The organism is Brucella intermedia LMG 3301, from assembly GCF_000182645.1.
GTDB lineage: Bacteria > Pseudomonadota > Alphaproteobacteria > Rhizobiales > Rhizobiaceae > Brucella > Brucella intermedia.
In genome coordinates, this window is the sequence record NZ_ACQA01000002.1 from 974,556 (window position 1) to 997,467 (window position 22,912).

The window sequence follows — 22,912 nt, forward strand, 5'->3', positions numbered from 1 at the left end:
TTTATGTCTCGGCCCCACCGCCTCATGCCATCCAGTTGCCGCCATCAACACCGAAAGTCTGGGCTAAGATATAGTCGCTGTCAGATGACGCGAGGAACACCGCCATGCCAGTAATATCTTCAGGCGTCGCAAACCGACCGATCGGCACAGATTTTGCCACCGCAGCCTTTTTCTCACCCGGTTTCAAACCTTCCCATTTCGCAAAGTTCGCATCCACCACATCCCAGTGCTCGCCATCGACCACGCCGGGGGCAATCGCATTCACGTTGATACCGTATTTGACCAGAGCAAGAGCGGCCGACTGCGTAGCGGAAATGATGGCCGCCTTCGATGCGCAATAGAGCGTCACGAGCGCCTCGCCGCGACGCCCTGCCTGGCTGGCCATATTGATGATCTTGCCGCCGCGTCCGCGCTTGATCATCACATTTGAAACCGCTTTCATCATGAAAAGCGGTCCCTTGAGGTTGATACCCAACACACGCTCGTAGCTGTCTTCGGTCAATTCGTTGACGGGAGCCATGTCGAAGATCGCGGCATTGTTGACCAGAATATCGATACCGCCATAATCCGCGTCGATTTTCGCGACCACATCGTCGATCTGGCGAAGGTCAGTCACATCAAGCTTTACCGCCTTGACCGATGTACCGATACTGCGCGCGGCTTCTTCCGCCCGGTCAATGTTGATGTCGGCGATGACGACCTTCGCGCCCTCGCGCGCGTAGGCTTCGGCAAATCCAAGCCCAATACCGCGCGCCGCACCAGTGATGAGGGCCACCTTGTCTTTCAGTCTCATGGGGATACTCCGGGATATTGCAGCCTGCTCCTACAGGTGCGTTTTCTTTTCCGTCAGCAATAATGGATGCCGTTCAAAGCGCTCCAGAGCCTTGCCGTCAGGTGTAAACAAATGCGCATCGGTCGGGTCAAAACCCAGCTTGGCCGTTTCGTGTGCACGTGCCTCGCTGCCCCCGCCTGCCTCCGCAACAACCAGTCCGGTTGCGCTTTCATTTTGTACATAGAGATAAGTCTCACCGCCAAGGCGTTCTACAACCATGATCTCTCCCTCGAGAATACCATCAGAGGTCGGGTGAAGATGTTCCGGACGAATGCCGAGAACCAAGGGCGCACCCGCGTTTACTCCTACGCCTTTGACGGGCGCTTTGACCGAACGGCCATTGGCGAGTTGGACTGTGACCCCATCGGCATCGACTATGCTGGCGTTGACTTCGATGAAGTTCATGGTCGGTGAACCGATAAAGCCGGCCACAAACCGATTGACCGGATGGTGGTAAAGCTCCAGCGGCGATCCCACCTGCTCCACCTTGCCATCACGGAGAACCACGATCTTGTGCGCAAGCGTCATGGCTTCCACCTGATCGTGCGTGACATAGATCATTGTTGCATTGAGGCGGTCGTGCAGACGCGCCAACTCGATACGCATCTGCACGCGCAGCGCTGCATCGAGATTGGACAGCGGCTCGTCGAACAGGAATATCTTCGGTTCGCGCACCATCGCGCGTCCGATGGCAACGCGCTGGCGCTGCCCCCCCGAAAGCTGTTTCGGCTTGCGGTCGAGCAACTGATCGAGTTGCAGCGTTTTTGCAACTTCTTCAACCTTGCTCTCACGTTCAGCCTTGGCGACACCGGCGAGTTTCAGCGCAAAACCCATATTGTCGCGAACGTTCATATGCGGGTAGAGCGCATAGGTCTGGAAAACCATGGCAAGACCGCGCTCGTCCGGCGGCGTATCGTTGATACGCTGCCCGTCAATGGTGAGATCACCTCCAGTAATTTCCTCGAGCCCGGCGATCATGCGCAGAAGCGTTGACTTGCCCGAACCGGACGGCCCAACGAAAACCACAAATTCACGGTCGGCAATATCCAGATCGACCCCTTTGATAACATCAATATTGCCGAAGGACTTGGTGGCGTTTTTAAATGAAAGTGTAGCCATTTCATTTCCTCTATTTCACGGCGCCGAAGGTGAGGCCGCGCACCAACTGGCGCTGCGTGATCCACCCGAAGACAAGTATCGGCGCGATGGCGAGCGTGGACGCTGCCGAGAGTTTTGCCCAGAACAATCCTTCCGGGGATGAGAAGGAGGCGATGAAGGCGGTGAGCGGGCCCGCTTGCGAAGCCGTAAGGTTGAGGCTCCAGAACGCTTCGTTCCAGCATAGAATGATGGAAAGAAGCGCGGTCGACGCTATACCCGGAAGGCTTAGTGGTAAAAGCAGATAGCGTATCTGCTGGCCGACTTTCGCCCCGTCCATGCGGCTTGCTTCCAGGATTTCTCCCGGCACTTCCTTGAAAAAGGAATAGAGCATCCAGACGACAATCGGCAGATTGGACAGGGTGAAGATGATGATAAGGCCCGTGCGCGTATCGAGAAGTCCGCTATCACGCGCGAGAAGATAGATTGGCACCAATACGCCGACGGCGGGCAGCATCTTGGTGGAAAGCATCCACAAGAGAAGGTCTTTAGTGCGCTTGCCGGGGAAGAATGCCGCGGCATAAGCGGCTGGCACCGCGATAATAAGCGAGAGAATGGTCGCACCAAGACTTTCAACGATGCTGTTCATGGCATAGCGGAAATAATCGGCTCGCTGATTGACCGCTACGAAATTCTCCAGTGTCGGCTCAAAGAATAGTCTTGGGGGCGCCACCGCGTCGATTTCCGTCTTGAATGCAGCGAGCAGCATCCAGAGAATCGGGAAGAACATCAGTAGCGCCACAATCCAGCCGATAACCCCAGCCGAGACCGCGGCCTTGTTGATCCTGCGTTTTGCAGCCATCGGTCAGCCCCCTAACTATCCAGATTTCGTGCAACGGTCCGGATCAGGAACGCTGCAACGATGTTGGCCAGGATGATTGCGATAACGCCAGCTGCGGAAGCGCCGCCGATATCCCACTGAAGAAGTGCTTTAAGATAGATGAAATAGGTAAGCGTCGTTGTGGCGATACCCGGCCCCCCTGAAGTGGTGACGAGAATTTCCGCGAAGACTGAAAGAAGGAAAATCGTCTGGATCATTATGACGACCGAAATCGGGCGCAGCAGGTGCGGCAACACGATGTAAAAAAACATGACCGGCCCCTTGGCACCGTCAAGTCGCGCGGCCTCCATCTGTTCCCGATCAAGGGACTGCATTGCCGTCATCAGGATCAGCGTCGCAAACGGCACCCATTGCCAGGACACGATCAAGACGATGGATGCCATTGGAAACTGTGAAAACCAGTCGATGACCGGCAATCCGAAACTGCGCGAGATGAAGGCGAACAGCCCATTCACCGGATGCATCAACAGGTTTTTCCAGATGAGCGCCGACACGGTCGGCATAACGAAGAACGGTGCGATGACCAGAAGCCTCGCTATGTTTTTTCCCCAGAATTCCTGATCGAAGATGACGGCGAAGAGTACGCCGCAAACGACAGATATCACCAGAACAGAAACAACGAGAATAAGCGTCTTGGCGATCGCCGACCAAAGCGTGGGATCGGACAGCAGGAAGGAATAGTTCGAGAAACCGGCAAAGCCGGTAATGAACGGGTTGATAAGATTGTAGTACTGGAACGAGAACCACAGTGTCATCGACAGCGGGACGATCATCCAGAGCAGAAGCAGTATGACTGCCGGAGCGAGCAGTGGTCCCGTGCGGACACTGCGACGCGACTTGACGGCAAAGCGTGACTTTGTGCCTGCGGCCAACGTTTGGTTTGCTGGCATTCGAACCAATCCTCCCCTTCCCGTTTCGGATTCGCCACGGCGAACGTCTACGAAAATCAGACCAGTCGTTTCTCCTCCTACCGAAGACGACAGGCCGCTAGAGCATCTCCAGCAAAAGCATGAACGATTTTGCGTACGGGAAATGCGCAAAGCAAACAGTCAGAGCGGTTCCAACGGATAACGTCAGAACCGCTCTTTTGGCCGTTACTTGATGTAACCCGCTTGCGTCATGATCTGTTCGACCTGACGCTGCGCGCCATCGAGCGCTGCATCCACGCTCTGCTGACCGGCGACAGCCGACGAAATCGCCTGACCAACCAATGTCCCGATTGCCTGAAATTCAGGAATGGCTACGAACTGGATGCCGGTATAGGGAACCGGGTCCTTGGTCGGCTTGGTCGGATCGGCAGATTCGATAGCTTTCAGTACTGTGTCCGCAAACGGAGCTGCCTTCTTGTATTCCTCATTGGCATAGGTGGACTGGCGCGTGCCCGGAGGAACGGCAACCCAACCTTCGGACTTGCCTACGAGCTCAACGTACTCTTTCGACGTCGCCCATTTCAGGAACGATTTTGCAGCATCGACCTTCTTGCTCGATGCCGGAATTGCAAGGTTCCAGGACCAAGCCCAGGACGAACCATTCGGCGTTGCCTCTACCGGTGCCTTGGTGAAGGCAACCTTGTCCGCAACCTGGCTCTGCTTAGGATCATAAATCCGGCCTGCCGCCGAAGTGGCGTCAATCCACATGGCGCAATGGCCAGTCGAGAAAAGCGCCTGATTTTCATTGAAACCGTTCGAGGTAATTCCGGGAGGTCCAGCTTCCTTCATCAGGTCGACATAGAAGTTGATTGCCTTCTTCCATTCGTCTGAATTGATCTGTGGCTTCCAGTTTTCATCGAACCATCGGCCTCCGAAAGTGTTGATCAGCGTACCGAGATAGGCCATGTTTTCGCCCCAGCCCGGCTTTCCGCGCAGGCAGAGACCATATTGTTCTTTCGACTTGTCAGTAAGCTTGGTCGCGAAGTCTTTTATTTCCGCATAGGTTGGCGCATCGGGCATCTTGAGCCCAGCCGCATCGAACAGGTCCTTGCGGTATAGCGTAAACGAACTTTCGGCGTAGAACGGAACCGCGTAGAGCTTGCCATCAACCGTCAGACCGGCGCGAACCGGCTTGATGAGATCGTCATAACCGTAATCCTCGCCAAGATCGTCGACCGATAGGAGCCATCCCGCCTTGCCCCAGATCGGGGTTTCGTAGCCGCCAATGGTCAGGATATCGAACTGGCCGCTCTTGGTAGCAATATCGGTCGTCACGCGCTGACGCAGCACGTTTTCCTCAAGAACAACCCAGTTGATTTTATTGCCGGTCGCTTTCTCCCACTCCGGCGACAGTTTCTGCATGATGATCATATCACCATTATTGACTGTGGCCACGGTGAGCTCTTCCGCCCACGCAGTTCCAGCCATAAGTGCGACCCCTGCAGCAGACGCGAGAAGCCCTGCAACATAAGATTTGGTCCGCATTTCGTCTCCTCCTTTACGAATGCATAGCAAAATTCTTACATATGTAAAATTTATGGCGCGAGCTTTCACGCCTTGTCAAGCACGGTTTTCAATTTTGCGTTGTGAGGAGAAACGACCGCGGTGTGAAGAGGGGGCTAAGGCTGAAAAAGCGGACATTTCACCTACCAAATTCACGAGTTACTGTTTTAGCATACTGGAATAGCCATGGCATCATTCTCGGCAAAGACATTTGTCGGCTTGACGTTTTGCCCTGCCTTTGACAGTTTGACCGGATATCGCCTGAGCGAGAATGAAGGCGAACAGAGCTGGAGGAACATCCTGAAATCGTTGATGAAGCAGCAATCAGGATCAGATTCTGTCCTGAGAAATCAGCGCGTTCCATTTGCATTGCCGCTTCGCCAAAAGCAGCCTTGCCGCATGCAGCCAAACCTACGACGATTGACGAACAGGACATAGAGACGTGCGCAAGACGATACGCACCATGGAAGATTTTTCGGAATTCGTAGGGCTTTCGCGTCCGACGGTGTCGAAATACTTCAGCGATCCATCGTCCGTTCGACCCAAGACCCGGGAGCTGATAGAAGCGGCAATCAAACAATCGGGTTTTCGTCCCAATCTTTTCGCAGTGAACCTCAATCGGCGTCGCACGACAATTCTGGGTATAATCATCCCCAACCAGCTCGACCATTTCTACATGGCGATGACAAAACGGTTGCAATCCCTCGCGGAACAACGCGGCTATCTGGCAATTGTTCTCTCTTCCGATGGCAAGCCCGAACTTGAGAAGCAGGCGATCGAAACCTTGCGATCTCTGAATGTCGCCGGCGCCATTATTGCGCCGCTCGGTGAAGCATCGCAGCATTCAACGTTGGCGCGCCTCGCCGAAGATGTTCCGATTGTATATGTCGACTCTCCGCTCGACAGCACCTCACCCTTTGTTGGGACCGATAATCTCAAATCCTTCCACCTAATTGTCGATTACCTTTGCCGCTCGGGCAGCGAGCCGTGTTATTTTTCCATGCCCATGGTCAATAATAATGCTGTCAAGCGGCAGGAAGCCTATCGTCTGGCAATGGAAAAGCTCGGTTATGAGCCGCGCATCATCGATCTGGAGGAAAGCCGCAGCTGGGATTTCGAACGTTATGCATTCGAGCAGACCGCAAGAATTCTGCGCGAAAAGGGCAGACTTCCGACCAGCACCGTTCTGTGCTCAAACGACCGCATCGCCTTCGGCGTAACTAGCGGCCTCTGGCAGGCCGGCCTTAAAATCGGCAGGCTCAAGGATTGTGACGTTCGCGTCGCGGGTCACGATAACAATCCGCTGTCGGAATATACCTGCCCTCCACTCACAACGGTGGCTCAGGACTATAACGAGATCGGACGTCTGGCGATTGAACTCTTGTTTCGGACGCTGGGCGAAACAACAGATGACCGGCTGGAACTGCCGGAAACCCAGCGCGTCCTGCTGAATGCAGAAATCAAGCTGCGCATGAGCGCATGAAATGGCGGGTTACCCCGCCATTTCAATTCTCTATTCTCAATTCAGGCCGAGCGTGCCGCGCAGGGTGGAGAGATCTTCGGCAAGCGTTGTTACCGGACCAGCCAACGCCTTCCGATCATCTTCCGACAGCTTGTCGTAGGACTCGTAGCCGTCGCCCTTCTTGTACTTGGCGAGAATGTCATCGACCGTCTTGAAGTTGATTTCCACCTTCTTCACGAGGTCCGGATTTTCCTTTTCCAGCAATGGCTTGAAAAGCTCGACAATCTTTTGGGCACCGTCGACATTGGCCTTGAAATCCCAGAGGTCGGTGTGACTGTAACGATCCTCCTCACCGGAGATCTTGGTTGCCGCCACTTCTTCGAGCAAGGCAGCAGCACCGCCAACCACCTTCTCTGGCGGCACGGTGAGGTCTTTCACCCGCTTCTGAAGTTCCAGCACATCAGCATAGAGCTTGTCTGCAATGGGCGCGAGATCTTCGGTCGAATTCTGCGCGAACAGGCCGTATTCGATACGGTGGAATCCGGTGAAGTCTTCCGACTTCTCACCATTTTCATGGTCATCCGCACGACTGTCGATCGAAGCGTCGAGATCAGCGAAGAGTTCGGCAATCGGTTCGATCTTTTCGTAGGAGACACGGGTGGAGGGATAAAGCGCCTTAGCCTTTTCCAGATCGCCTGCCTTGACCGCATCGGTAAACGCCTTGGTGTCCTTGACCAGAACGTCGAGGTTTTCCTGCACATAGACCTTGTAATCAGCGATCGGCTGAACGAGGTCCAGCGGTGAAACTTCGGCCTTCGCAGCGCCGAAGCTGAGCGTAAGGGCAACGGCACATGCCGATGCAAGCAATGGCAGACGATACTTCATATTTTGCCTCTCCACGTGGGACGCATTTCAAAAAATGCGCGTAAAATCAAAATGTTCTGGTAGTTTCCTTACCCGCGGGCATTTTGCGGACCGCTGGCCTCCAAAAGTGCGCGCGCGTAGTAGTCCTTGTGATCCTCAACACCTGGCAGCGCGAAGAAATACCCACCCCCGATCGGCTTCAGATATTCTTCCAGCGGCTCACCGTTGAGCCGGTTCTGAACCGTGATGAAGCCCTTTTCCAGATCGGCCTGATAGGCGATGAAAAGCAGACCCATATCAAGCTGGCCCGATTTGCTGACGCCATTGGAATAGTTGAACGGACGACGCAGAATGAGGTGCTGCTCGGCATTTGCATCGCGCGGATTTGCCAGGCGGATATGCGAGTCGAGCGGCGTGATTTTGCCGTCGGCGTCCTTCGCATAATTGGGAACATCGGTTTCGGTTTTTCCGTCGAATGGCGCTCCGCTATCCTTGCGCCGTCCGAAAATCGCTTCCTGTTCCTGTAGCGGCGTACGATCCCAGCGTTCGACAAAGTTCCGTATGATGCGCACCGCCATATAGCTGCCATTGGTTGCCCAATCCGGCTCCGCATTTTTTTCGCCCACCCAGACGATGCGGTTCATCAATGCCTCATCAGATGGATCGGGATTGGCAGACCCGTCGCGGAAGCCCAGGAAATTCCGCGCACTTTCTTTCGCCTTCGGCGAATGCGGCGGCTGCACAGGAACCGTCCCTTCCTGTTTCCAGCGCACCAACAAAAGGTCGGGCATGTTCTTCATGATGTCGCGCAGGGCGTGAATGTTCGTGTCCGGCGTATTTGAACAGAACTGAATTACGAGGTCCCCGTGGCAAATGTCCTTTTGCAGGGCATCGTTGGGAAAACTCGTCATGCGCTGCAGAAGTTTCGGCTTCAACGGTTTCAGGCCAAAACGGTCATCGAACAGAGACGAACCAAGCGCAACCGTAACAGTGAGATTGTCGGGTGTGACGACCGGGCCAAGAATGCCGGAATCGGAGGGCGGAAATTTTGCATCGAGTTCCGGCGGCGTCCCGCCTTTCATCAGAAATTCGGTCCTCTCGGTGAGCAGCCGGAACATGCGCTCAAGTTCGGAGCGGTCCCGTGCCAAAACGTCGAAAGAAGCAACGAGCCCGGCCGCGGGACGCGGCGTGACGATGCCTGGCTGGTGCTTTCCGTAAAAAGCCTGGCTTTCGTGAAGCTTCTCGCTCTCAGGCGCATTGGTCACGTTCTCAGAAGAAAGCGCTTGTGCTGCCTGAGGTGCAAGCACGCTTCCAACAGTTCCGGCAACACCGGCGGCTCCCGCACCCAGCAGCAATGCGCGCCGAGCGGACGAAACAGGTTCTTCAGACGTTATCGTATCGTTTTTAAAAAATTTTCTGGTCATCAATCTACTCCCAGCTGATCGCGGAGTTTCGTAAATTGCGCAGCAAGTTGTGCCGCGCCGTCCTTGAATTTCGCCTTTTCATCAGGCGACAGTGCGTCATACGCCTTGAAACCATTGCCCTGAGCGTCCGCACCGAGCAGCGACTTGATCGAAGCAGCGTCCTTGTCGATGCCTTCGAATGCCTTTTGATCAACCTTTTCGACAATGGGGCGCAGGACATTGGCAGTCTTGGCGGCGCCTTCGAGAAGGCCCGACAAAGCCTGCAGATCAGTATGTGCATAGCGGTCCTCACCTTCATCCGACGCTGTTGAAGCGAAACGGTTAAGGGCGGAAGCAGTGCCCGCCATCATGCGGTCCGGTGAAATGCGAAGTCCGCGAATGCGTTCTTTCAAGACGGTGGCGTCCTGCTCAAGCTTGCCAGCCACAGCTGCCAGTCCATCGACGGATTTCTGTTCGAACAGACCATATTCGACACGGTGCAAACCACCGAAGCCTGCGTCCTTCTCGCGCTTTTCGAAATAATCGGCACGGGCATTAATGGCCGTATCGAGATCGGAAAATGCTTCCGAGACGGGCGCAATGCGCGCATAGGCGGCGCGCGCCGGACCATAGGCGGCTTGTGCGGCTTCCAGATTACCGCTCGCTATTGCGGCGGAAAGCGCCGCAACAGCTTTCTGGAATTCAGCAACCTCGGTTGTGAGATAAATCTGATATTCAGCCAGTGCACCGATAAAAGCTATAAGGGGCAGTTTGCTCTTTTCCGCTTCGCTGGCAGCGGTCGCAGTTACGGTCAGCTTGCCCCGAGGATTGGAAAGAAGCCCGCAGGTAATCTGGTATTCGCCTGGCGCCAGCTTCGCTGTGATTGTCTGCTTGAAGCCCGGCGCAATATTCTCGCGCTCTTCGAGAACCATCACACCATCGAGGATTTCCCACTCGACCGTGCGATCCGACTTGTTGATGATTTCAAAAACCGAGCGCCCGGCCGGGACGGTCAATTCGTTCGGCTCGCAGCTTTTTGCATTGATCGCGACTTGTATCTTGTCGCCAGCTCCTGCATGCCGCGCTTTGTCCGATACACGGGATGCATAATAAAATGCCCCACCGGCAGCGAGCAGCAGCAGCACGGCGACGGCCAGTCCTATGCGGACCAGATTGCGCGACATCGGTTCTGTAGGCTTCGGGTTCGTCATGAAAATCTCTTTTATTGTGCGCTTGTCTTGATCTGGCTTGCGGCCACTGATCCGCTCGCTGGCATGAGGAACAGGATGAGTGCCGGAACGAGGAAAGCCACATAGGCGACCACTTCGCTGACAGTCGGCGTTGCGATATATCCGAAAACCCCAGCCAGAACTGAGCCGAGCGTACTGTCTAGCGGGAGAATGTCGCTCGCGTCGAAAACGACTGCCTGGAAGTGGTTCCAGATACCTGCCTCATGCAGCGCCATGACAGAATTGGCCAGAATGCCCGCCGCGATGATCAGGATGAAAACGCCCGTCCAGCGAAAGAAGCGGCGGAGGTTCAACTTCAAGCCGCCTTTAAAGATGCCGTATCCAACCGCCGCTGCAAGCAAAACGCCGAGCAGCGCGCCCACAGGCGCCGCCGGGCCTTCGCTCTGCTGGAAAGCAGCCAGCAAAAAGAAAACGGATTCAAGCCCTTCACGCGCCACCGCAAAGAAGACCATGAGAATAAGACCAAAGCCCTTGTGCGTCGGGGTTTGGAACGCCGCATCGATGGAATGATGCAGTTCCACCTTGATGGAGCGCGCCGCCTTGCGCATCCAGAACACCATTGAAGTGAGGACGAAAACCGCAATCAGACCAATAATGGCCTCGAAAAGCTCCTGCGCTTTCTGAGGAAATTCCGCGCTCAGAAGCTGCAGGATAGCGCCAACAGTCAGCGACATGGCCAAAGCCAGCAGAATGCCAATCCAGACCACAGGCATCCAGGCGCTACGCCCGGTTTGATGGAGATAAGTGGCAATAATCCCGACGATCAGCGCAGCTTCCACGCCTTCGCGGAACATGATGAGAAAAGGTACAAGCATTCCGACTATCCAAAAGACAGAGAAATCGGCCTGTCCGATGGTCGCTTCTCTTCAAACCCGGCATGAAGCCTTCGTCATTTGGTCATCTTTTATATCCGCACTGCCAGCCCTGCAAGTTAAATGAAGTTGACCAGCGCAGGAATGTTTTAGAATTATTCTAACCATTTCAGAAGCTTATAACTGTGACTGGATGATAGAATTGTATAAGGCATTGAAAATGCACCTAAGTCATCTCCGCGTAACCGGATAGCAGATGCAGTGGGCAGAGATAAACTGGCCTCGATCCGGAGCAGGCCACGGATCACGACTTCCTCTCTCCCTTTCGCCCAACCTTTATCTCTTCGAGATTGAGATTGGTATCGTCGTCGTTTTTGCGATCCCGGTGGTAATTCGCGTCGAGATGAAGCGATGCTATCGTTTGTTGTGTGATCGCTCCCAAGAAGCTTCGAGCCTCGGAATCGATCTTGGAGTCGAGCGAGACCACCACGACGAAAGATTGTTTCGATTTGAAGCACGACTTGTCCGTTGAGGAACACAAATATTGACCAATGACCCGCTGGGAACGGTCAAAATGGGAAAAGTTTCAGAATTTTCCGAAATGGTCAAAAATTTCGTGTTTCAGGGGTTGAAGATTGGAGCAAGGTGATACATATCACAGTCACTTACCGCTGTGCCTCCTCCCATTGCGCGCGGTAAGTGTTCCCCTCTGGAGGTTTGCCTATAAGGCACCTTCATAACTTAGCCGGACTTCCCAGTCCGGCTCTTTTTTTGCCTGAAATCCGGCTAGCGTCTCATTTCACCGCATAGATGCAACCAGCACATCTTTCTGTTTTAAAAGAACAATCCGGGAGAGACGCCTCGACCCGAGCGGCTTTCCAAGCAGATTAACTGAAATCCAGTTAATCAATAAATTCTGCCTGTCCATGCGCAAAAAAAGCGCCGCGTTTCCGCGGCGCTTCTTGTCGGCAAAACTGCGCTTCAACTTATCCGTAGGCAGCTACAGGCGGGCATGAGCAGATGAGATTTCTGTCACCGCCCACATTATCCACGCGGCTGACCGGTGGCCAATATTTTGCTGTCGCGTCGAAATCGCCATTGATAGCGCTTGCCGGGAACACTGCTTCCTCACGGGTGTAAGGATGTGTCCATTCGCTCGCCAGCGTATCGCCTGCCGTGTGCGGTGCATTGGCAAGAGGATTGTCGTCCGCAGGCCAGACACCATCGGCAACCTTTTTCGCCTCAGTTGCAATGGCAATCATCGCATCGCAAAGACGGTCGATTTCCGACTTCGGTTCAGACTCGGTCGGCTCGATCATCAGCGTACCGGCAACCGGCCAGGACATGGTCGGCGCATGGAAACCGTAGTCGATGAGGCGCTTGGCCACGTCTTCCACAGTCACGCCAGCGCTATCCTTCAGAACTCGCGTATCAACAATGCACTCATGCGCCACACGATCATGTGCGCCGGTATAAAGGATCGGATAAGCGTCCTTCAAACGATGCGCAATGTAGTTGGCATTGAGGATCGCAGCCTCGGTCGCCTTCTTGAGACCAGCGCCGCCCATCATGCGGATATACATCCACGTGATGACCAGAATGGATGCGCTACCGAAAGGCGCCGCCGAAACAGCGTGCTTGGAACCGATATCCACATGGCCCGGCAAATAAGGCACCAGATGCTTGGCAACGCCAATCGGGCCAACGCCCGGACCGCCACCGCCATGCGGGATGCAGAAGGTCTTGTGCAGGTTCATGTGACAGACGTCAGCGCCAATGTCGCAAGGACGGGCGAGCCCAACCAGCGCATTGAGGTTCGCACCGTCGAAATAGACCTGACCGCCATTTTCATGGACGATTTCGCAGAACGCCTTGATGCCTTCTTCGAACACGCCATAGGTCGAAGGATAGGTGATCATGAAGGCAGCGAGATTATCACGATGCTTCTCGGCCTTGGCTTTCAGATCGTCGATGTCGATATCGCCATCTGGACGGCAATTGACCACGACAACGCTCATGCCAGCCATCGAGGCGCTGGCCGGATTGGTGCCATGTGCAGACGATGGAATAAGGCAGATGTTGCGATGACCTTCGCCCCGCGACTGGTGATAGTGGCGAATTGCCAGCAGACCAGCATATTCGCCCTGGCTACCTGCATTTGGCTGTAGCGAAACGCCAGCAAAGCCGGTGACTTCACAAAGCCAAGCTTCGACATCCGCCGTCATCCTGGCATAGCCTTCGGTCTGTGCCGCAGGCGCAAACGGATGCAGATTAGCAACCGTGTTCCAGCTCACCGGCATCATTTCTGCTGCCGCATTGAGCTTCATGGTGCATGAGCCAAGCGGGATCATTGCGCGGTCAAGCGCCAGATCCTTGTCGGCCAGACGACGCAGGAAGCGCATCATCTCGGTTTCGGAACGATGCGAATGGAATACTTCCTGCGTGAGGAAGCCTTCACCGCGTCCCTTGCCGGGCACGAGAACCTTGTCACCGTCGACCAGCTTGGCACCAAACAGAACGGCAAGCGCTGCAAGATCTTCCTCGGTCGAGGTTTCATCGAAGGTTACGCCGACCGTGTCCGCATCGATGACACGAAGCAGACGACCGCCCTTGTCAGCTTCGTCAGCAATGGCCTTCGCCTTTCCGGCAACCTTGATGCTGACCGTATCGAACAGGCTATCGCCTGCGATTTCGACACCCGCGGCCTTGAGGCCGGAAGCAAAGCGGGCAGCAAGACCGGCAACGCGGGTGGCAATCGCCTGCAAGCCTGCCGGGCCATGCCAGATCGCGAAGGATGCGGCCATATTGGCAAGCAGGGCCTGCGCAGTGCAGATGTTGGAGGTCGCCTTGTCGCGACGGATATGCTGCTCACGGGTCTGGAGCGCCAGACGATAGGCCGCACGGCCATGCGCATCGACCGACTGGCCGACGATGCGGCCGGGAATGATGCGAGTCAGAGGTTCCGACACAGCCAGATATGCTGCATGTGGGCCCCCAAAGCCCATCGGTACGCCGTAACGCTGCATGGAGCCAACAGCCATGTCCGCGCCCCACGTCGCAGGCGCTTCCATGATCGTCAGCGCCAGCGGATCGGCAACGGCAATAACGAGTGCGCCCTTGGCCTTCGCATCGGCAATCACCTTGCTGAAGTCGCCGTAGACGCCGCGTGTATCCGGCCACGGCACGACGATGGCAGCAGTATTTTCATCGAGAGTGCTGCCGGTTTCGATCTGCCAGCCGAGCGGTTCAGCGCGGGTGTTCACCACATCAACCGTCTGCGGATGCAGTTCGCCTGCAAGCAGGATACGGCTTCGCTTGTCGCGGTGATGACGGCAGGCAACGCCAATGGCTTCAGCAACCGCAGTTGCTTCATCGAGAAGCGAGGCGCAGGCGACCGGCAGGCCGGTCAGTTCTGCAACCAGCGTCTGGAAGTGGAACAGAAGCTCAAGACGACCCTGGCTGATTTCCGACTGGTACGGCGTATAGGCGGTGTACCAGGCAGGGTTTTCAAACAGATTGCGCTGGATGACCGGCGGCGTATGCACACCATGATAGCCCGCGCCGATGAAGCTCTTCTTCACCACGTTGCGGCCCATGATGGCGTTCAGCTCTGCAAGCGCATCGGATTCACTGAGCGGCGCCGGCAGATCAAGCGCACGGTTCAGACGGATAGACGCCGGAACCGCCTGGGTGATGAGGGTTTCCATGGAAGGAAGGCCGAGCGCCGCAAGCATTGCGCGCTCGTCTTCCAGTCTCGGCCCGATATGGCGGGCAACAAAGGGAAGAACCTGCTGGGTCATCGCGTTATCCTACCAGTTTGTCGTAACCGGCCTTGTCGAGGAGACCGGAAAGCTGGCTTTCATCCGAAAGCTTCAGCTTGAACAGCCAGCCCTCGCCTTCCGCAGCCTGATTGATAAGAGCCGGATCGCTTGCAACGGCTTCGTTGACTTCGACCACTTCGCCATCGACCGGTGCATAAACATCGGAAGCGGCCTTGACCGATTCCACAACCACGATGCCTTCGCCCTTGGTCGCCGTGCGGCCGACGTCCGGCAGCTCGACGAAAACGAGGTCACCCAGTTGTTCCTGTGCGTGGATCGTAATGCCGACAGTGGCAACGCCGTTTTCGACGCTGATCCACTCGTGATCTTCGGTGAACAGGATATTGGCCATGGAAATCATCCTTTGCGATAGCGATGCGGAGTAAAGGGAAGTGCCGAAACGTCAACGGGCACCTTGTTGCCGCGAACGTCAGCGAAGACACGTGTGCCGGGGGTAGCGAGGCTTGCCTCTACATAACCCATGGCGACCGGGAAACCTGCCGATGGGCCAAACCCACCGGAAGTAACGGTGCCGATCTGGCGACCGGATTCATCAAAAAGATCGGCGCCAGCGCGGACCGGCTGACGGCCTTCCGGCTTTAGGCCCACACGCTTGGCAGCAGCGCCCTTGGCAATGGCGTCCAGAACGGCCTTTGCGCCGTTGAATGCAGCTTTTTCCCGCACAGGCTTGGTGATCGCCCAAGTGAGGCCGGCCGAAACCGGATCGGTTTCCGGCGTGATATCCTGACCGTGCAGGCAGAGACCGGCTTCAAGTCGAAGGCTGTCGCGTGCGGCAAGGCCGATCCATTCGACGCGCTCGTCGGCAAGCAGCCTGGTTGCAAGCGCGCGGGCCTCATCGGCTGGCAGGCCAATCTCGAAACCATCTTCGCCGGTATAGCCCGAACGGGTCATGAACCAGCCTTGCTTCGGCTCGAAACCGCTCATAAAGGCAAGCTCCGCACCTTTGAGACCGGCATCATTAATGACGCTTTCAGCTTCGGGCCCCTGAAGGGCGAGAAATACCCGGTCAAGCGGATTGACGGTTACGTTCTTGCCGGAAGCAGCTTCGTTCAGATGCTCGATATCGGCATCGGCATTGCCAGCATTGGCAACGACCATGAAACGGTCTTCACCAAGGCGCGTGACGATCAGGTCATCCAGCACGCCGCCATTTTCGTTGAGGAAGAACGTATATTTAGACTGGCCTTCCTTCAGCACAGTCGGGTCAAGCGGACAGGTTTCAGCAAGAAGTGCGGCAGCGTCCGCGCCCGAAACCTCGATCAGCTTCATATGAGAAATGTCGAAAAGGCCCGCATGTTCACGCGTATGAAGATGTTCCTTCATGACGCCCAGCGGATAGGTTATCGGCATGTTCCAGCCGGCAAATCCGCCGAAGCGCGCGCCAGCCTGTTCATGCAGATCCTGCAAAGGCAGGGTATTCAAATGTGCGGTATCGCCCATAACAACTCCAGAGTCGCACGTGTGCCTCCGCAAAATGCGGTTGCTTCGTGCCCCTCTGTCTCAGGCCTGAGAGACTCGCATGGCTAAAGCCATACTTACACCTTCGGCGCAGGGTTGCCCCCGACTTTCCAGAGTTGTCTTACCGGTCTGCGGTTCCTTGTACCTGAGAGATTTCGGGCGATTTCCCCTTCGGCGGCCAATTGGCGCTCTCCCGCAGACAGACAGTGCAAGAACGTCATACGATATGGCATCCCGACACCCGACAAAACTCCCTTAACCCAATCCGGGGCGCAAGTCATGTGGAATTGTTGTCTCTAACCGACGATTTCCCGGACTTTTGCGACAAAATTCGAAGCCTCCGGGATACCCGGATCTATACTTCATTATACAAGGCTGTCACGACACGAAGGACATCGCGCAATTAGGCGCGTGAGACGAATTAACAGACAGTTGCGCCGCTACAATTTGTGGGAGCAACTTTCTGGACGGTAAATTTTTAAAGAATTTTTAACCGGTTAGCCGCCGAAGCAGCCTGAATCGAGCCGATTTCCCCAATTCGGCATGAGATTGTGATCGCATGATGACCGAGCTGCGCAAAAGACGTGCAACTGACAAGCTTAAACGCATTGCAGCTATGCAAATCTGTCTCTCCAATTCGAAATGCTTCGAGCCTATATGCTGGTTGCAACAAAGAGATAAGATTTTTACTAGGTGAGAGAAATGAACCTGATCCGCTCGTACAACAACTGGCGCCGTTACCGTAACACTGTAAACGAACTGAGCCGCCTGAGCCCACGTGAACTGAACGACCTCGGCATCCTGCCTTCGGAAATCCCGTTCGTCGCACGCAAGGCCGCTGCTCGCTAATAGCGCACCGGAAGGCATTGGCCTTCTTCAAGGATCGCGAGTCCCCATAATTGCGCGGTCCTACAGTTTCCAGAATATCGCCGGGGTGTTTTCTCCTCCTCCCATTCCCTCGGTGATACAAGACCGGATATCCTCCTCCCAAGTCCGGTCTTCCCCATAAAACACCCGTCGCTTCCTCCCGCGACGGGTGTTTTCGTTTGGCGATTACCGCGCCGCGACCACCTCTATCTCGACCTTGAACTCCTCACGCGTGAAACCGGAAACGATCATCAGTGTCGAGGCTGGCGCGGGCTGCGGGAACAGCCGGTCGCGAACATCCATATATGGGTGCATATAGGCTCGGTCGGTGACATAGGCATTGATACGCACCACATTGGATAGGTCCATGCCTCCATCGCGCAGGATGCGGCTTATATTTTCAAAGCAGAGTTCTGCCTGAGCGCCGGCGTCTTCCGGTACATTTCCGTCCGGCGCGATGCCGAGCTGACCGGAACAGAAAACCATTTCTGCACCGGCTTTTAACTTCACGCCATGGCTGTAGGCGGCAAAAGGTGCGGCCATGTCGGCGGGTAGCAGATGTTTCAAAGTGCTCATCGTATATCCTCAAGCTTTCGGCGCAGCGGCCAGCATTTCTTTCAACCTTGCCGCCCCGGCAGCAACATCTGCTTCGCTCGGACTAATGCCCGCGGCCAGGAGCCGACGCGCGATCATATGATCTGCCGGGCGATTGATGGAATCTACAGCGACAAGCCTGTCACCGGCAAAGTGAAAGATGGAGAATGCATTTTCTTCCGGGTTTCCCGAAAGGATATGCCGGTCGGCATCAAAGGACAGGCCTGCCGTCTGCAACTTCATATCGCCCTGATCCGACCAGAACCATGCAATTTCCCTAAACGGCGCCTCGCGGCCCACAATGGTACGAGCGACATGCTTTGCCTGATCTGTCGCATTTTGCACCGATTCAAGCCGCACCCGACGACCGGCCTGAAAATGATCATAGCTTACGCAATCGCCGATAGCGTAGACGTGGCCCGCAGACGTGCGCAGGTTCTCATCCACAACAATGCCGTTGTCGATCGCAAGCCCAGCCATAACAGCAAGCTCCACGTTTGGCACCGCACCCGTACCGATCACAACCATATCGGCCGGGAATTTGGTTCCGTCTGCAGCTTCCACGCCTGTCACGCGACCATTTTCACCCTCAATGGCCGTCACGCCGAGACCCGTCAAAACTGTGATACTGGCGGCGCGGCTCCGCGCTTCCACGTGGGCGGAGATGTGCGTTGCAACCGAACGCCCCAGCACACGAGGTGCTGCCTCGATCAGAACCGTTTTTTTGCCAAGCGCGATCGCGCTATGAGCCATTTCCAGACCAATAAAGCCGCCGCCAATAATGACCACATTCTCAACACTGGGCATTGCTGCCGCGATGCGGCGGGCATCCTCCATCCGGCGGAGCGTGAAAACACCGTCAAGCTCGACACCTGACAAATTGGGAATGCGAGCACGCGCACCGGTCGCGAAGATCAGTTCCGACCAGCTCAGGACTCGCCCGTCATCAAGTGTGACCGTCTTGTCTGCAATAGATACGGCATCGACGCGATGGCCAAACATCATCTCGATATTATTGTCGCGATAGGCCGATTCCGGACGCAGAACCAGACCGCCCCCTTCCGGCGCTTTCAGATAGGATTTCGACAGTGGGGGCTTATGATAGGGAATATCGGTTTCGTCATTGATGAGAATGATTTCGCCTGCATAGCCTTCCTGCCGAAGACTGATCGCAGCCTGCGAGCCAGCATGGCCAGCCCCAATGATAATGCATCTTTCGTCCATAGGACCTCCGGAACTTTCCGCACATCATAAACCTGTCGCGGCCCGTCACGTGACCAAATAGCCACGGATTCACACCTTAATTGCACGCAATCCGTATATTTAAAACATTTAGTTTGACCGATCGGTCAGATTGTTTAGTAGGATGCACTCAAATCTGGTTTGACGCGCATCTTGTTCCGAAAACCGTTTCACACTTTTCGGGATGCGCTCTAACGCCCTTGGCCCGAGCGTGTAGGAGTTGCAGTCTTGAAACGATATTGGTCCGATTATACGAGCGAGGCATTCTCCCGCCTCGAGCGTGAGAAGCTCGTGGCGGTTCTGCCGGTTGGTGCAATCGAGCAGCACGGACCACACCTTCCGCTGGCCGTCGACGCTGCCATCGTTGACGGCATGGTCAAGGAAACCATCGCCCGCCTGCCTGAAACAAGCCACGCGCTTTTCCTGCCGACGCAAGCCATCGGCAAGAGCAATGAGCACAGCCGTTACCCTGGCACATTGACGTTTTCAGCCGAGACCATCATTCGCATGTGGTGCGAGATCGGCGCTTGCGTGGCAGGAAGCGGTGTCCGCAAGATGGCGCTGCTCAATAGCCATGGCGGCCAGATCAGTGTCATGGATATCGTAGCGCGGGAGCTTCGCATCCGTCACAACATGCTTGTTGTAAGCATCAACTGGTTCGGCCTTGGAATGCCGGAAGGTGTATACAGCGATCACGACCTGAAGCACGGCATTCATGCCGGCGACATGGAAACCTCAGTGATGCTGGAGATGCATCCCGATCTCGTCGATATGTCGAAAGTACAGGATTTCCGAACGCTTACGGAAACTTTTGCAAGTGATTTCCAACATCTTTCGCTGAGCGGCGGCGCCAAGCCTGCCTGGCAGATTCAGGATATCAATCCTTATGGCGCTGCTGGTGATGCGACGCTCGCGACCGCGGAGAAAGGTCGAGCGACGATCGATTTTGCCGCCGAGCGCCTGGTAGAGGTTCTGGCGGAAATTGAACGAGCGCCGCTCTCCTGGCTCGACAACAAAACAGCCTGGTAAGGACAATGAGCGTGGCCCCCAACTCGCAAGCTCCATCCTCCCTGATCGAGATAGACGGCGTCTACAAGCAATATGGTACCGGCGTGATGGCCGTGAGCGACATGTCGCTCAGGATCGAACAAGGCCAGTTCGTCAGCTTTCTCGGCCCCTCTGGCTGCGGCAAGAGCACGGCGTTGCGCATGATCGCCGGCCTGGAATCGATTTCAGCCGGAAATATCCGTATCAACGGCCACGCTCCCGGCAAGGGGCCTATCGGCGCGCAGGATATCGGTTTCGTATTTCAGGAGCCGACGCTGATGCCGTGGGCCAGCGTCTTCGACAATGTTTATTTGCCGTTGCGACTGTCCGGCATTGCCCGCAAGGAAGCAACCCCGCGCGTCGAAGAAGCGCTGGCACAAGTGGGCCTGTCCCGCTTTGCCACGGCATTTCCGAGGGAACTGTCCGGCGGAATGAAAATGCGCGTTTCCATCGCTCGTGCTCTGGTTACGCGTCCGCGTCTTCTGTTGATGGACGAGCCATTTGCGGCGCTGGATGAGATGACGCGCTTCAAGCTCAACAATGACGTTCTGCGACTTTGGCAGGAACACGGTCTGACCGTGATTTTCGTAACCCACAGCGTTTATGAGTCGGTTTATCTGTCCAACCGGGTAGTGGTGATGGCTGCCCGACCGGGCCGCGTTGTGGCCGACATACCGATCATCGGCCCCTACCCACGTGCCGAAAACTACCGCACAACCGATGCCTACGCGAGATATTGCGCCAAGGTGTCCGACGCGCTGACCGCGACACTTTCCTCCGAAGATATCGATCATTGAGGACAGGACGATGAATCCGATACAAACCGAACTGCCTGTCCTGAATGTCGAACAGGATCGCCTCGCCCGGCGCGAGCGCGCCTTGCGTATTGTCATGCCGACGCTGGCGATCATAATCGCCCTTGGCATATGGGAAGGTCTCGTCCGTTATTATCAGGTGCCGCATTACCTGATCCCTGCGCCTTCGCTGGTTGCTCAGACGCTTATAAAGGACGGGCCATCGCTGATGGCCTCCATGTGGTTTACGGTCAAGTTGACCCTGATCTCGCTCGGCTGTGCAATTATCGGCGGCATTCTGCTCGGCATGATTTTCGCCCTCTCCCGCCCCATAGAAATGGCGTTCTTTCCATTCGCCGTTATCCTTCAGGTAACGCCGGTCATCGCTATCGCGCCGCTGATCCTCATCTATGTGCGTGATACTTTTTCAGCCCTGCTGATCTGTGCATGGATCGTGGCGTTCTTCCCGATCCTGTCCAACACCGTGATTGGATTGCGCAGCGCCGACCACAACCTGCGCGATCTTTTCCGGCTCTACCGTGCCTCGCCATGGCAGCGCCTGCGCTATCTGCTGGCGCCAAGCGCATTGCCTTATTTCATGGCCGCGCTGAAAATCGCCGGTGGCCTGTCACTGATCGGCGCAGTTGTCGCTGAGTTTGTTGCCGGTACGGCAGGCCAGAGCACAGGGCTCGCCTCACGCATTCTGGAATCGAGCTTCCGCAACGAAATTCCGCGCATGTTTGCGGCACTTTTCCTCGTATCGCTGCTCGGCATCGTGATCTTCCTCGTGACAAGTTGGCTGTCGCGCCTTGTCCTCGGACGCTGGCATGAAAGCGAGATCCGTCGTGAGCGCTAGAATGTTGCAAGGGGTAGCCATAGCCGGTCGCACCGGGCACTCCGACATCCAGATCGAAGACAGTCGTATCGCCTCGCTTGTACCGTCGCAGGCAAGGAATGGTGGCTTCGTCACACCGCTTTTCGCAGATATTCATGTCCATCTGGACAAGACTTTTACGATCCGGCGCATTGCTGAAAATGGCGACGCCAAGGTGGATTGCCTGTTCGACGCAATCGACCTGATGAACACAGACCGGAAGAACTGGAGCGAGGCGGATATTCGCGCCCGCGCGACCCAGGGCCTTCAGGCCGCGTTTGAACAAGGCGTCGGTGCGATGCGCAGCCATGTTGACTGGACGACACCGGAAGTGCCCACTGCCTGGCCCGTTCTCAACGAACTGCGTCAGGAATGGAAAGACCGCCTCGACCTCCAGCTTGCAGCGCTCGTCCATGGCGATCTGGTGCTTGATGCGGGTTCGCAAATCGCAGCCCGCGTTGCAAAAGACGGCGGCGTGTTCGGCGCGTTCTTCTATCGCAATGCCGATCTTGAAGCCAAAATCGAAGAGATGTTCCGTGTTGCCGTGCAGCACGACCTCAACCTCGACTTTCATGTCGATGAAGGGCTGGAGGTAGAAGCGGACGGCTTCTCGCTGATCGTATCGGCCACCAGACATCATGGCATGGGCGGTCGAGTGCTGTGCGGCCATGCCTGTTCACTATCGCTGCGCGGGCCGGACGAACTGCAGCGGATTCTTGATGCCGCCGCCGATGCAGGCACCGCGCTCGTGTCGCTGCCAACAACCAATCTTTATCTACAGGATCGGATCGGGGGGAAATCTCCGCGCCAGCGCGGTGTCGCGCCTCTCAAGGAAGCGCGAGCAGCGGGCATGGATGTCATGCTCGGCTCTGACAATGTTGGCGATGCATTCTACCCTTATGGCAATTATGACCCACTCGCCATACTGCGTCTTGCAGCGCCGGTCTGCCATGTCGAACCGCAGGAATGGCTCGACAGCATCACTACCCTGCCCTCCCGACTTATCGGCAGCGAGCGCATACAGCCCCTTCAGGTGGACGGCTTGGCCAGCTTCATATGGCACGATGCCGAAGACCTTACCGATCTCATCAGCCGTCCGCAGGCCCGCCGCGTTGTCTGGCGCGACGGTACAAAAATTTAATC

Annotated in this window: 20 protein-coding genes and 1 riboswitch; of the genes, 6 read left to right on the plus strand and 14 right to left on the minus strand. The window is 55.9% G+C overall.

The window, feature by feature from the left end:
* Window positions 1–22: 22 nt before the first annotated feature.
* The 5 genes from OINT_RS16925 to OINT_RS16945 all read right to left on the minus strand — a co-directional run bounded on the left by OINT_RS16925 (window position 23) and on the right by OINT_RS16945 (window position 5,242).
* A complete protein-coding gene (locus tag OINT_RS16925; RefSeq protein ID WP_006469111.1) occupies window positions 23–793 on the minus strand; it encodes an L-iditol 2-dehydrogenase in 771 nt (256 codons plus the stop codon).
* A 30-nt stretch (window positions 794–823) separates the two neighbouring features.
* Window positions 824–1,951, minus strand: coding sequence for an ABC transporter ATP-binding protein (locus OINT_RS16930; RefSeq protein ID WP_006469112.1), 1,128 nt, complete (start codon window positions 1,949–1,951; stop codon window positions 824–826).
* 10 nt (window positions 1,952–1,961) lie between these two features.
* On the minus strand, window positions 1,962–2,789 hold the full coding sequence (locus tag OINT_RS16935; protein WP_006469113.1) for a carbohydrate ABC transporter permease: 828 nt from the start codon (window positions 2,787–2,789) through the stop codon (window positions 1,962–1,964).
* Window positions 2,790–2,800: 11 nt separating this feature from the next.
* The gene (locus tag OINT_RS16940) at window positions 2,801–3,718 is read right to left on the minus strand and encodes a carbohydrate ABC transporter permease (protein ID WP_021587282.1); all 918 of its coding nucleotides are present in this window, start codon (window positions 3,716–3,718) and stop codon (window positions 2,801–2,803) included.
* 204 nt (window positions 3,719–3,922) lie between these two features.
* On the minus strand, window positions 3,923–5,242 hold the full coding sequence (locus OINT_RS16945) for an ABC transporter substrate-binding protein (protein WP_006471995.1): 1,320 nt from the start codon (window positions 5,240–5,242) through the stop codon (window positions 3,923–3,925).
* A 481-nt stretch (window positions 5,243–5,723) separates the two neighbouring features.
* Here OINT_RS16945 and OINT_RS16950 point away from each other — a divergent pair, with 481 nt between their 5' ends.
* Window positions 5,724–6,743 (plus strand): LacI family DNA-binding transcriptional regulator, encoded by a 1,020-nt coding sequence (locus OINT_RS16950; RefSeq protein WP_006471994.1) that lies wholly within the window; start codon window positions 5,724–5,726, stop codon window positions 6,741–6,743.
* A gap of 36 nt (window positions 6,744–6,779) precedes the next feature.
* Here OINT_RS16950 and efeO (OINT_RS16955) read toward each other — a convergent pair whose 3' ends face one another.
* The 7 genes from efeO (OINT_RS16955) to gcvT all read right to left on the minus strand — a co-directional run bounded on the left by efeO (OINT_RS16955) (window position 6,780) and on the right by gcvT (window position 16,333).
* The gene (gene efeO, locus OINT_RS16955; protein ID WP_006471993.1) at window positions 6,780–7,607 is read right to left on the minus strand and encodes an iron uptake system protein EfeO; all 828 of its coding nucleotides are present in this window, start codon (window positions 7,605–7,607) and stop codon (window positions 6,780–6,782) included.
* 68 nt (window positions 7,608–7,675) lie between these two features.
* Window positions 7,676–9,010 (minus strand): iron uptake transporter deferrochelatase/peroxidase subunit, encoded by a 1,335-nt coding sequence (efeB, locus tag OINT_RS16960; protein ID WP_021587283.1) that lies wholly within the window; start codon window positions 9,008–9,010, stop codon window positions 7,676–7,678.
* Complete coding sequence (efeO, locus tag OINT_RS16965; protein WP_006469120.1) at window positions 9,010–10,200, minus strand: iron uptake system protein EfeO; 1,191 nt, start codon at window positions 10,198–10,200, stop codon at window positions 9,010–9,012. Before efeO (OINT_RS16965) ends, efeB begins: the two co-directional genes overlap by 1 nt.
* Window positions 10,201–10,211: 11 nt before the next feature.
* A complete protein-coding gene (gene efeU, locus OINT_RS16970) occupies window positions 10,212–11,054 on the minus strand; it encodes an iron uptake transporter permease EfeU (protein WP_006469121.1) in 843 nt (280 codons plus the stop codon).
* 983 nt (window positions 11,055–12,037) lie between these two features.
* Window positions 12,038–14,851, minus strand: a complete 2,814-nt coding sequence (gene gcvP, locus OINT_RS16985) for an aminomethyl-transferring glycine dehydrogenase (RefSeq protein WP_006469125.1) — start codon at window positions 14,849–14,851, stop codon at window positions 12,038–12,040.
* Between the two features lie 4 nt (window positions 14,852–14,855).
* Window positions 14,856–15,224, minus strand: coding sequence for a glycine cleavage system protein GcvH (gcvH, locus tag OINT_RS16990; RefSeq protein ID WP_006471988.1), 369 nt, complete (start codon window positions 15,222–15,224; stop codon window positions 14,856–14,858).
* Between the two features lie 5 nt (window positions 15,225–15,229).
* A complete protein-coding gene (gene gcvT / locus OINT_RS16995) occupies window positions 15,230–16,333 on the minus strand; it encodes a glycine cleavage system aminomethyltransferase GcvT (RefSeq protein ID WP_006469127.1) in 1,104 nt (367 codons plus the stop codon).
* 140 nt (window positions 16,334–16,473) lie between these two features.
* A riboswitch (glycine riboswitch) is annotated at window positions 16,474–16,557 on the minus strand.
* Between the two features lie 496 nt (window positions 16,558–17,053).
* Between gcvT and OINT_RS23095 the strand changes: the two genes are divergently transcribed.
* Entirely contained in the window at window positions 17,054–17,200 is a 147-nt protein-coding gene (locus tag OINT_RS23095; protein ID WP_002965914.1) for a DUF1127 domain-containing protein, read from the plus strand.
* A gap of 204 nt (window positions 17,201–17,404) precedes the next feature.
* On the opposite strand, the gene OINT_RS17000 is transcribed toward OINT_RS23095, so the two are convergent.
* Both OINT_RS17000 and OINT_RS17005 read right to left on the minus strand, forming a co-directional pair.
* Complete coding sequence (locus OINT_RS17000; RefSeq protein WP_006469129.1) at window positions 17,405–17,794, minus strand: RidA family protein; 390 nt, start codon at window positions 17,792–17,794, stop codon at window positions 17,405–17,407.
* 9 nt (window positions 17,795–17,803) lie between these two features.
* Window positions 17,804–19,036: an NAD(P)/FAD-dependent oxidoreductase gene (locus OINT_RS17005; protein ID WP_006469130.1), complete on the minus strand. Its 1,233-nt coding sequence runs from the start codon at window positions 19,034–19,036 to the stop codon at window positions 17,804–17,806.
* A 246-nt stretch (window positions 19,037–19,282) separates the two neighbouring features.
* Between OINT_RS17005 and OINT_RS17010 the strand changes: the two genes are divergently transcribed.
* From OINT_RS17010 to OINT_RS17025, 4 genes are read left to right on the plus strand one after another with little or no spacing between them, the layout of a single operon-like run.
* A complete protein-coding gene (locus tag OINT_RS17010; RefSeq protein ID WP_006469131.1) occupies window positions 19,283–20,083 on the plus strand; it encodes a creatininase family protein in 801 nt (266 codons plus the stop codon).
* A gap of 5 nt (window positions 20,084–20,088) precedes the next feature.
* Window positions 20,089–20,898 (plus strand): ABC transporter ATP-binding protein, encoded by an 810-nt coding sequence (locus OINT_RS17015; RefSeq protein ID WP_006469132.1) that lies wholly within the window; start codon window positions 20,089–20,091, stop codon window positions 20,896–20,898.
* 10 nt (window positions 20,899–20,908) lie between these two features.
* Complete coding sequence (locus OINT_RS17020) at window positions 20,909–21,751, plus strand: ABC transporter permease (RefSeq protein ID WP_006469133.1); 843 nt, start codon at window positions 20,909–20,911, stop codon at window positions 21,749–21,751.
* Window position 21,752: 1 nt separating this feature from the next.
* Window positions 21,753–22,910 (plus strand): amidohydrolase family protein, encoded by a 1,158-nt coding sequence (locus OINT_RS17025; protein ID WP_006471987.1) that lies wholly within the window; start codon window positions 21,753–21,755, stop codon window positions 22,908–22,910.
* The last annotated feature ends 2 nt before the right edge of the window (window positions 22,911–22,912 follow it).

Coding starts and splice junctions, on each gene's coding strand:
- OINT_RS16940 (WP_021587282.1), bottom strand. CDS start 3,718: ATGCCAGCAAACCAAACGTTGGCCGCAGGCACAAAGTCACGCTTTGCC.
- OINT_RS16935 (WP_006469113.1), bottom strand. CDS start 2,789: ATGGCTGCAAAACGCAGGATCAACAAGGCCGCGGTCTCGGCTGGGGTT.
- OINT_RS16930 (WP_006469112.1), bottom strand. CDS start 1,951: ATGGCTACACTTTCATTTAAAAACGCCACCAAGTCCTTCGGCAATATT.
- OINT_RS17005 (WP_006469130.1), bottom strand. CDS start 19,036: ATGGACGAAAGATGCATTATCATTGGGGCTGGCCATGCTGGCTCGCAG.
- OINT_RS17025 (WP_006471987.1), top strand. CDS start 21,753: ATGTTGCAAGGGGTAGCCATAGCCGGTCGCACCGGGCACTCCGACATC.
- OINT_RS17000 (WP_006469129.1), bottom strand. CDS start 17,794: ATGAGCACTTTGAAACATCTGCTACCCGCCGACATGGCCGCACCTTTT.
- efeO (WP_006471993.1), bottom strand. CDS start 7,607: ATGAAGTATCGTCTGCCATTGCTTGCATCGGCATGTGCCGTTGCCCTT.
- efeU (WP_006469121.1), bottom strand. CDS start 11,054: ATGCTTGTACCTTTTCTCATCATGTTCCGCGAAGGCGTGGAAGCTGCG.
- gcvH (WP_006471988.1), bottom strand. CDS start 15,224: ATGGCCAATATCCTGTTCACCGAAGATCACGAGTGGATCAGCGTCGAA.
- OINT_RS16925 (WP_006469111.1), bottom strand. CDS start 793: ATGAGACTGAAAGACAAGGTGGCCCTCATCACTGGTGCGGCGCGCGGT.
- OINT_RS17015 (WP_006469132.1), top strand. CDS start 20,089: ATGAGCGTGGCCCCCAACTCGCAAGCTCCATCCTCCCTGATCGAGATA.
- OINT_RS17020 (WP_006469133.1), top strand. CDS start 20,909: ATGAATCCGATACAAACCGAACTGCCTGTCCTGAATGTCGAACAGGAT.
- efeB (WP_021587283.1), bottom strand. CDS start 9,010: ATGACCAGAAAATTTTTTAAAAACGATACGATAACGTCTGAAGAACCT.
- efeO (WP_006469120.1), bottom strand. CDS start 10,200: ATGACGAACCCGAAGCCTACAGAACCGATGTCGCGCAATCTGGTCCGC.
- OINT_RS16950 (WP_006471994.1), top strand. CDS start 5,724: ATGGAAGATTTTTCGGAATTCGTAGGGCTTTCGCGTCCGACGGTGTCG.
- gcvT (WP_006469127.1), bottom strand. CDS start 16,333: ATGGGCGATACCGCACATTTGAATACCCTGCCTTTGCAGGATCTGCAT.
- OINT_RS23095 (WP_002965914.1), top strand. CDS start 17,054: ATGAACCTGATCCGCTCGTACAACAACTGGCGCCGTTACCGTAACACT.
- gcvP (WP_006469125.1), bottom strand. CDS start 14,851: ATGACCCAGCAGGTTCTTCCCTTTGTTGCCCGCCATATCGGGCCGAGA.
- OINT_RS16945 (WP_006471995.1), bottom strand. CDS start 5,242: ATGCGGACCAAATCTTATGTTGCAGGGCTTCTCGCGTCTGCTGCAGGG.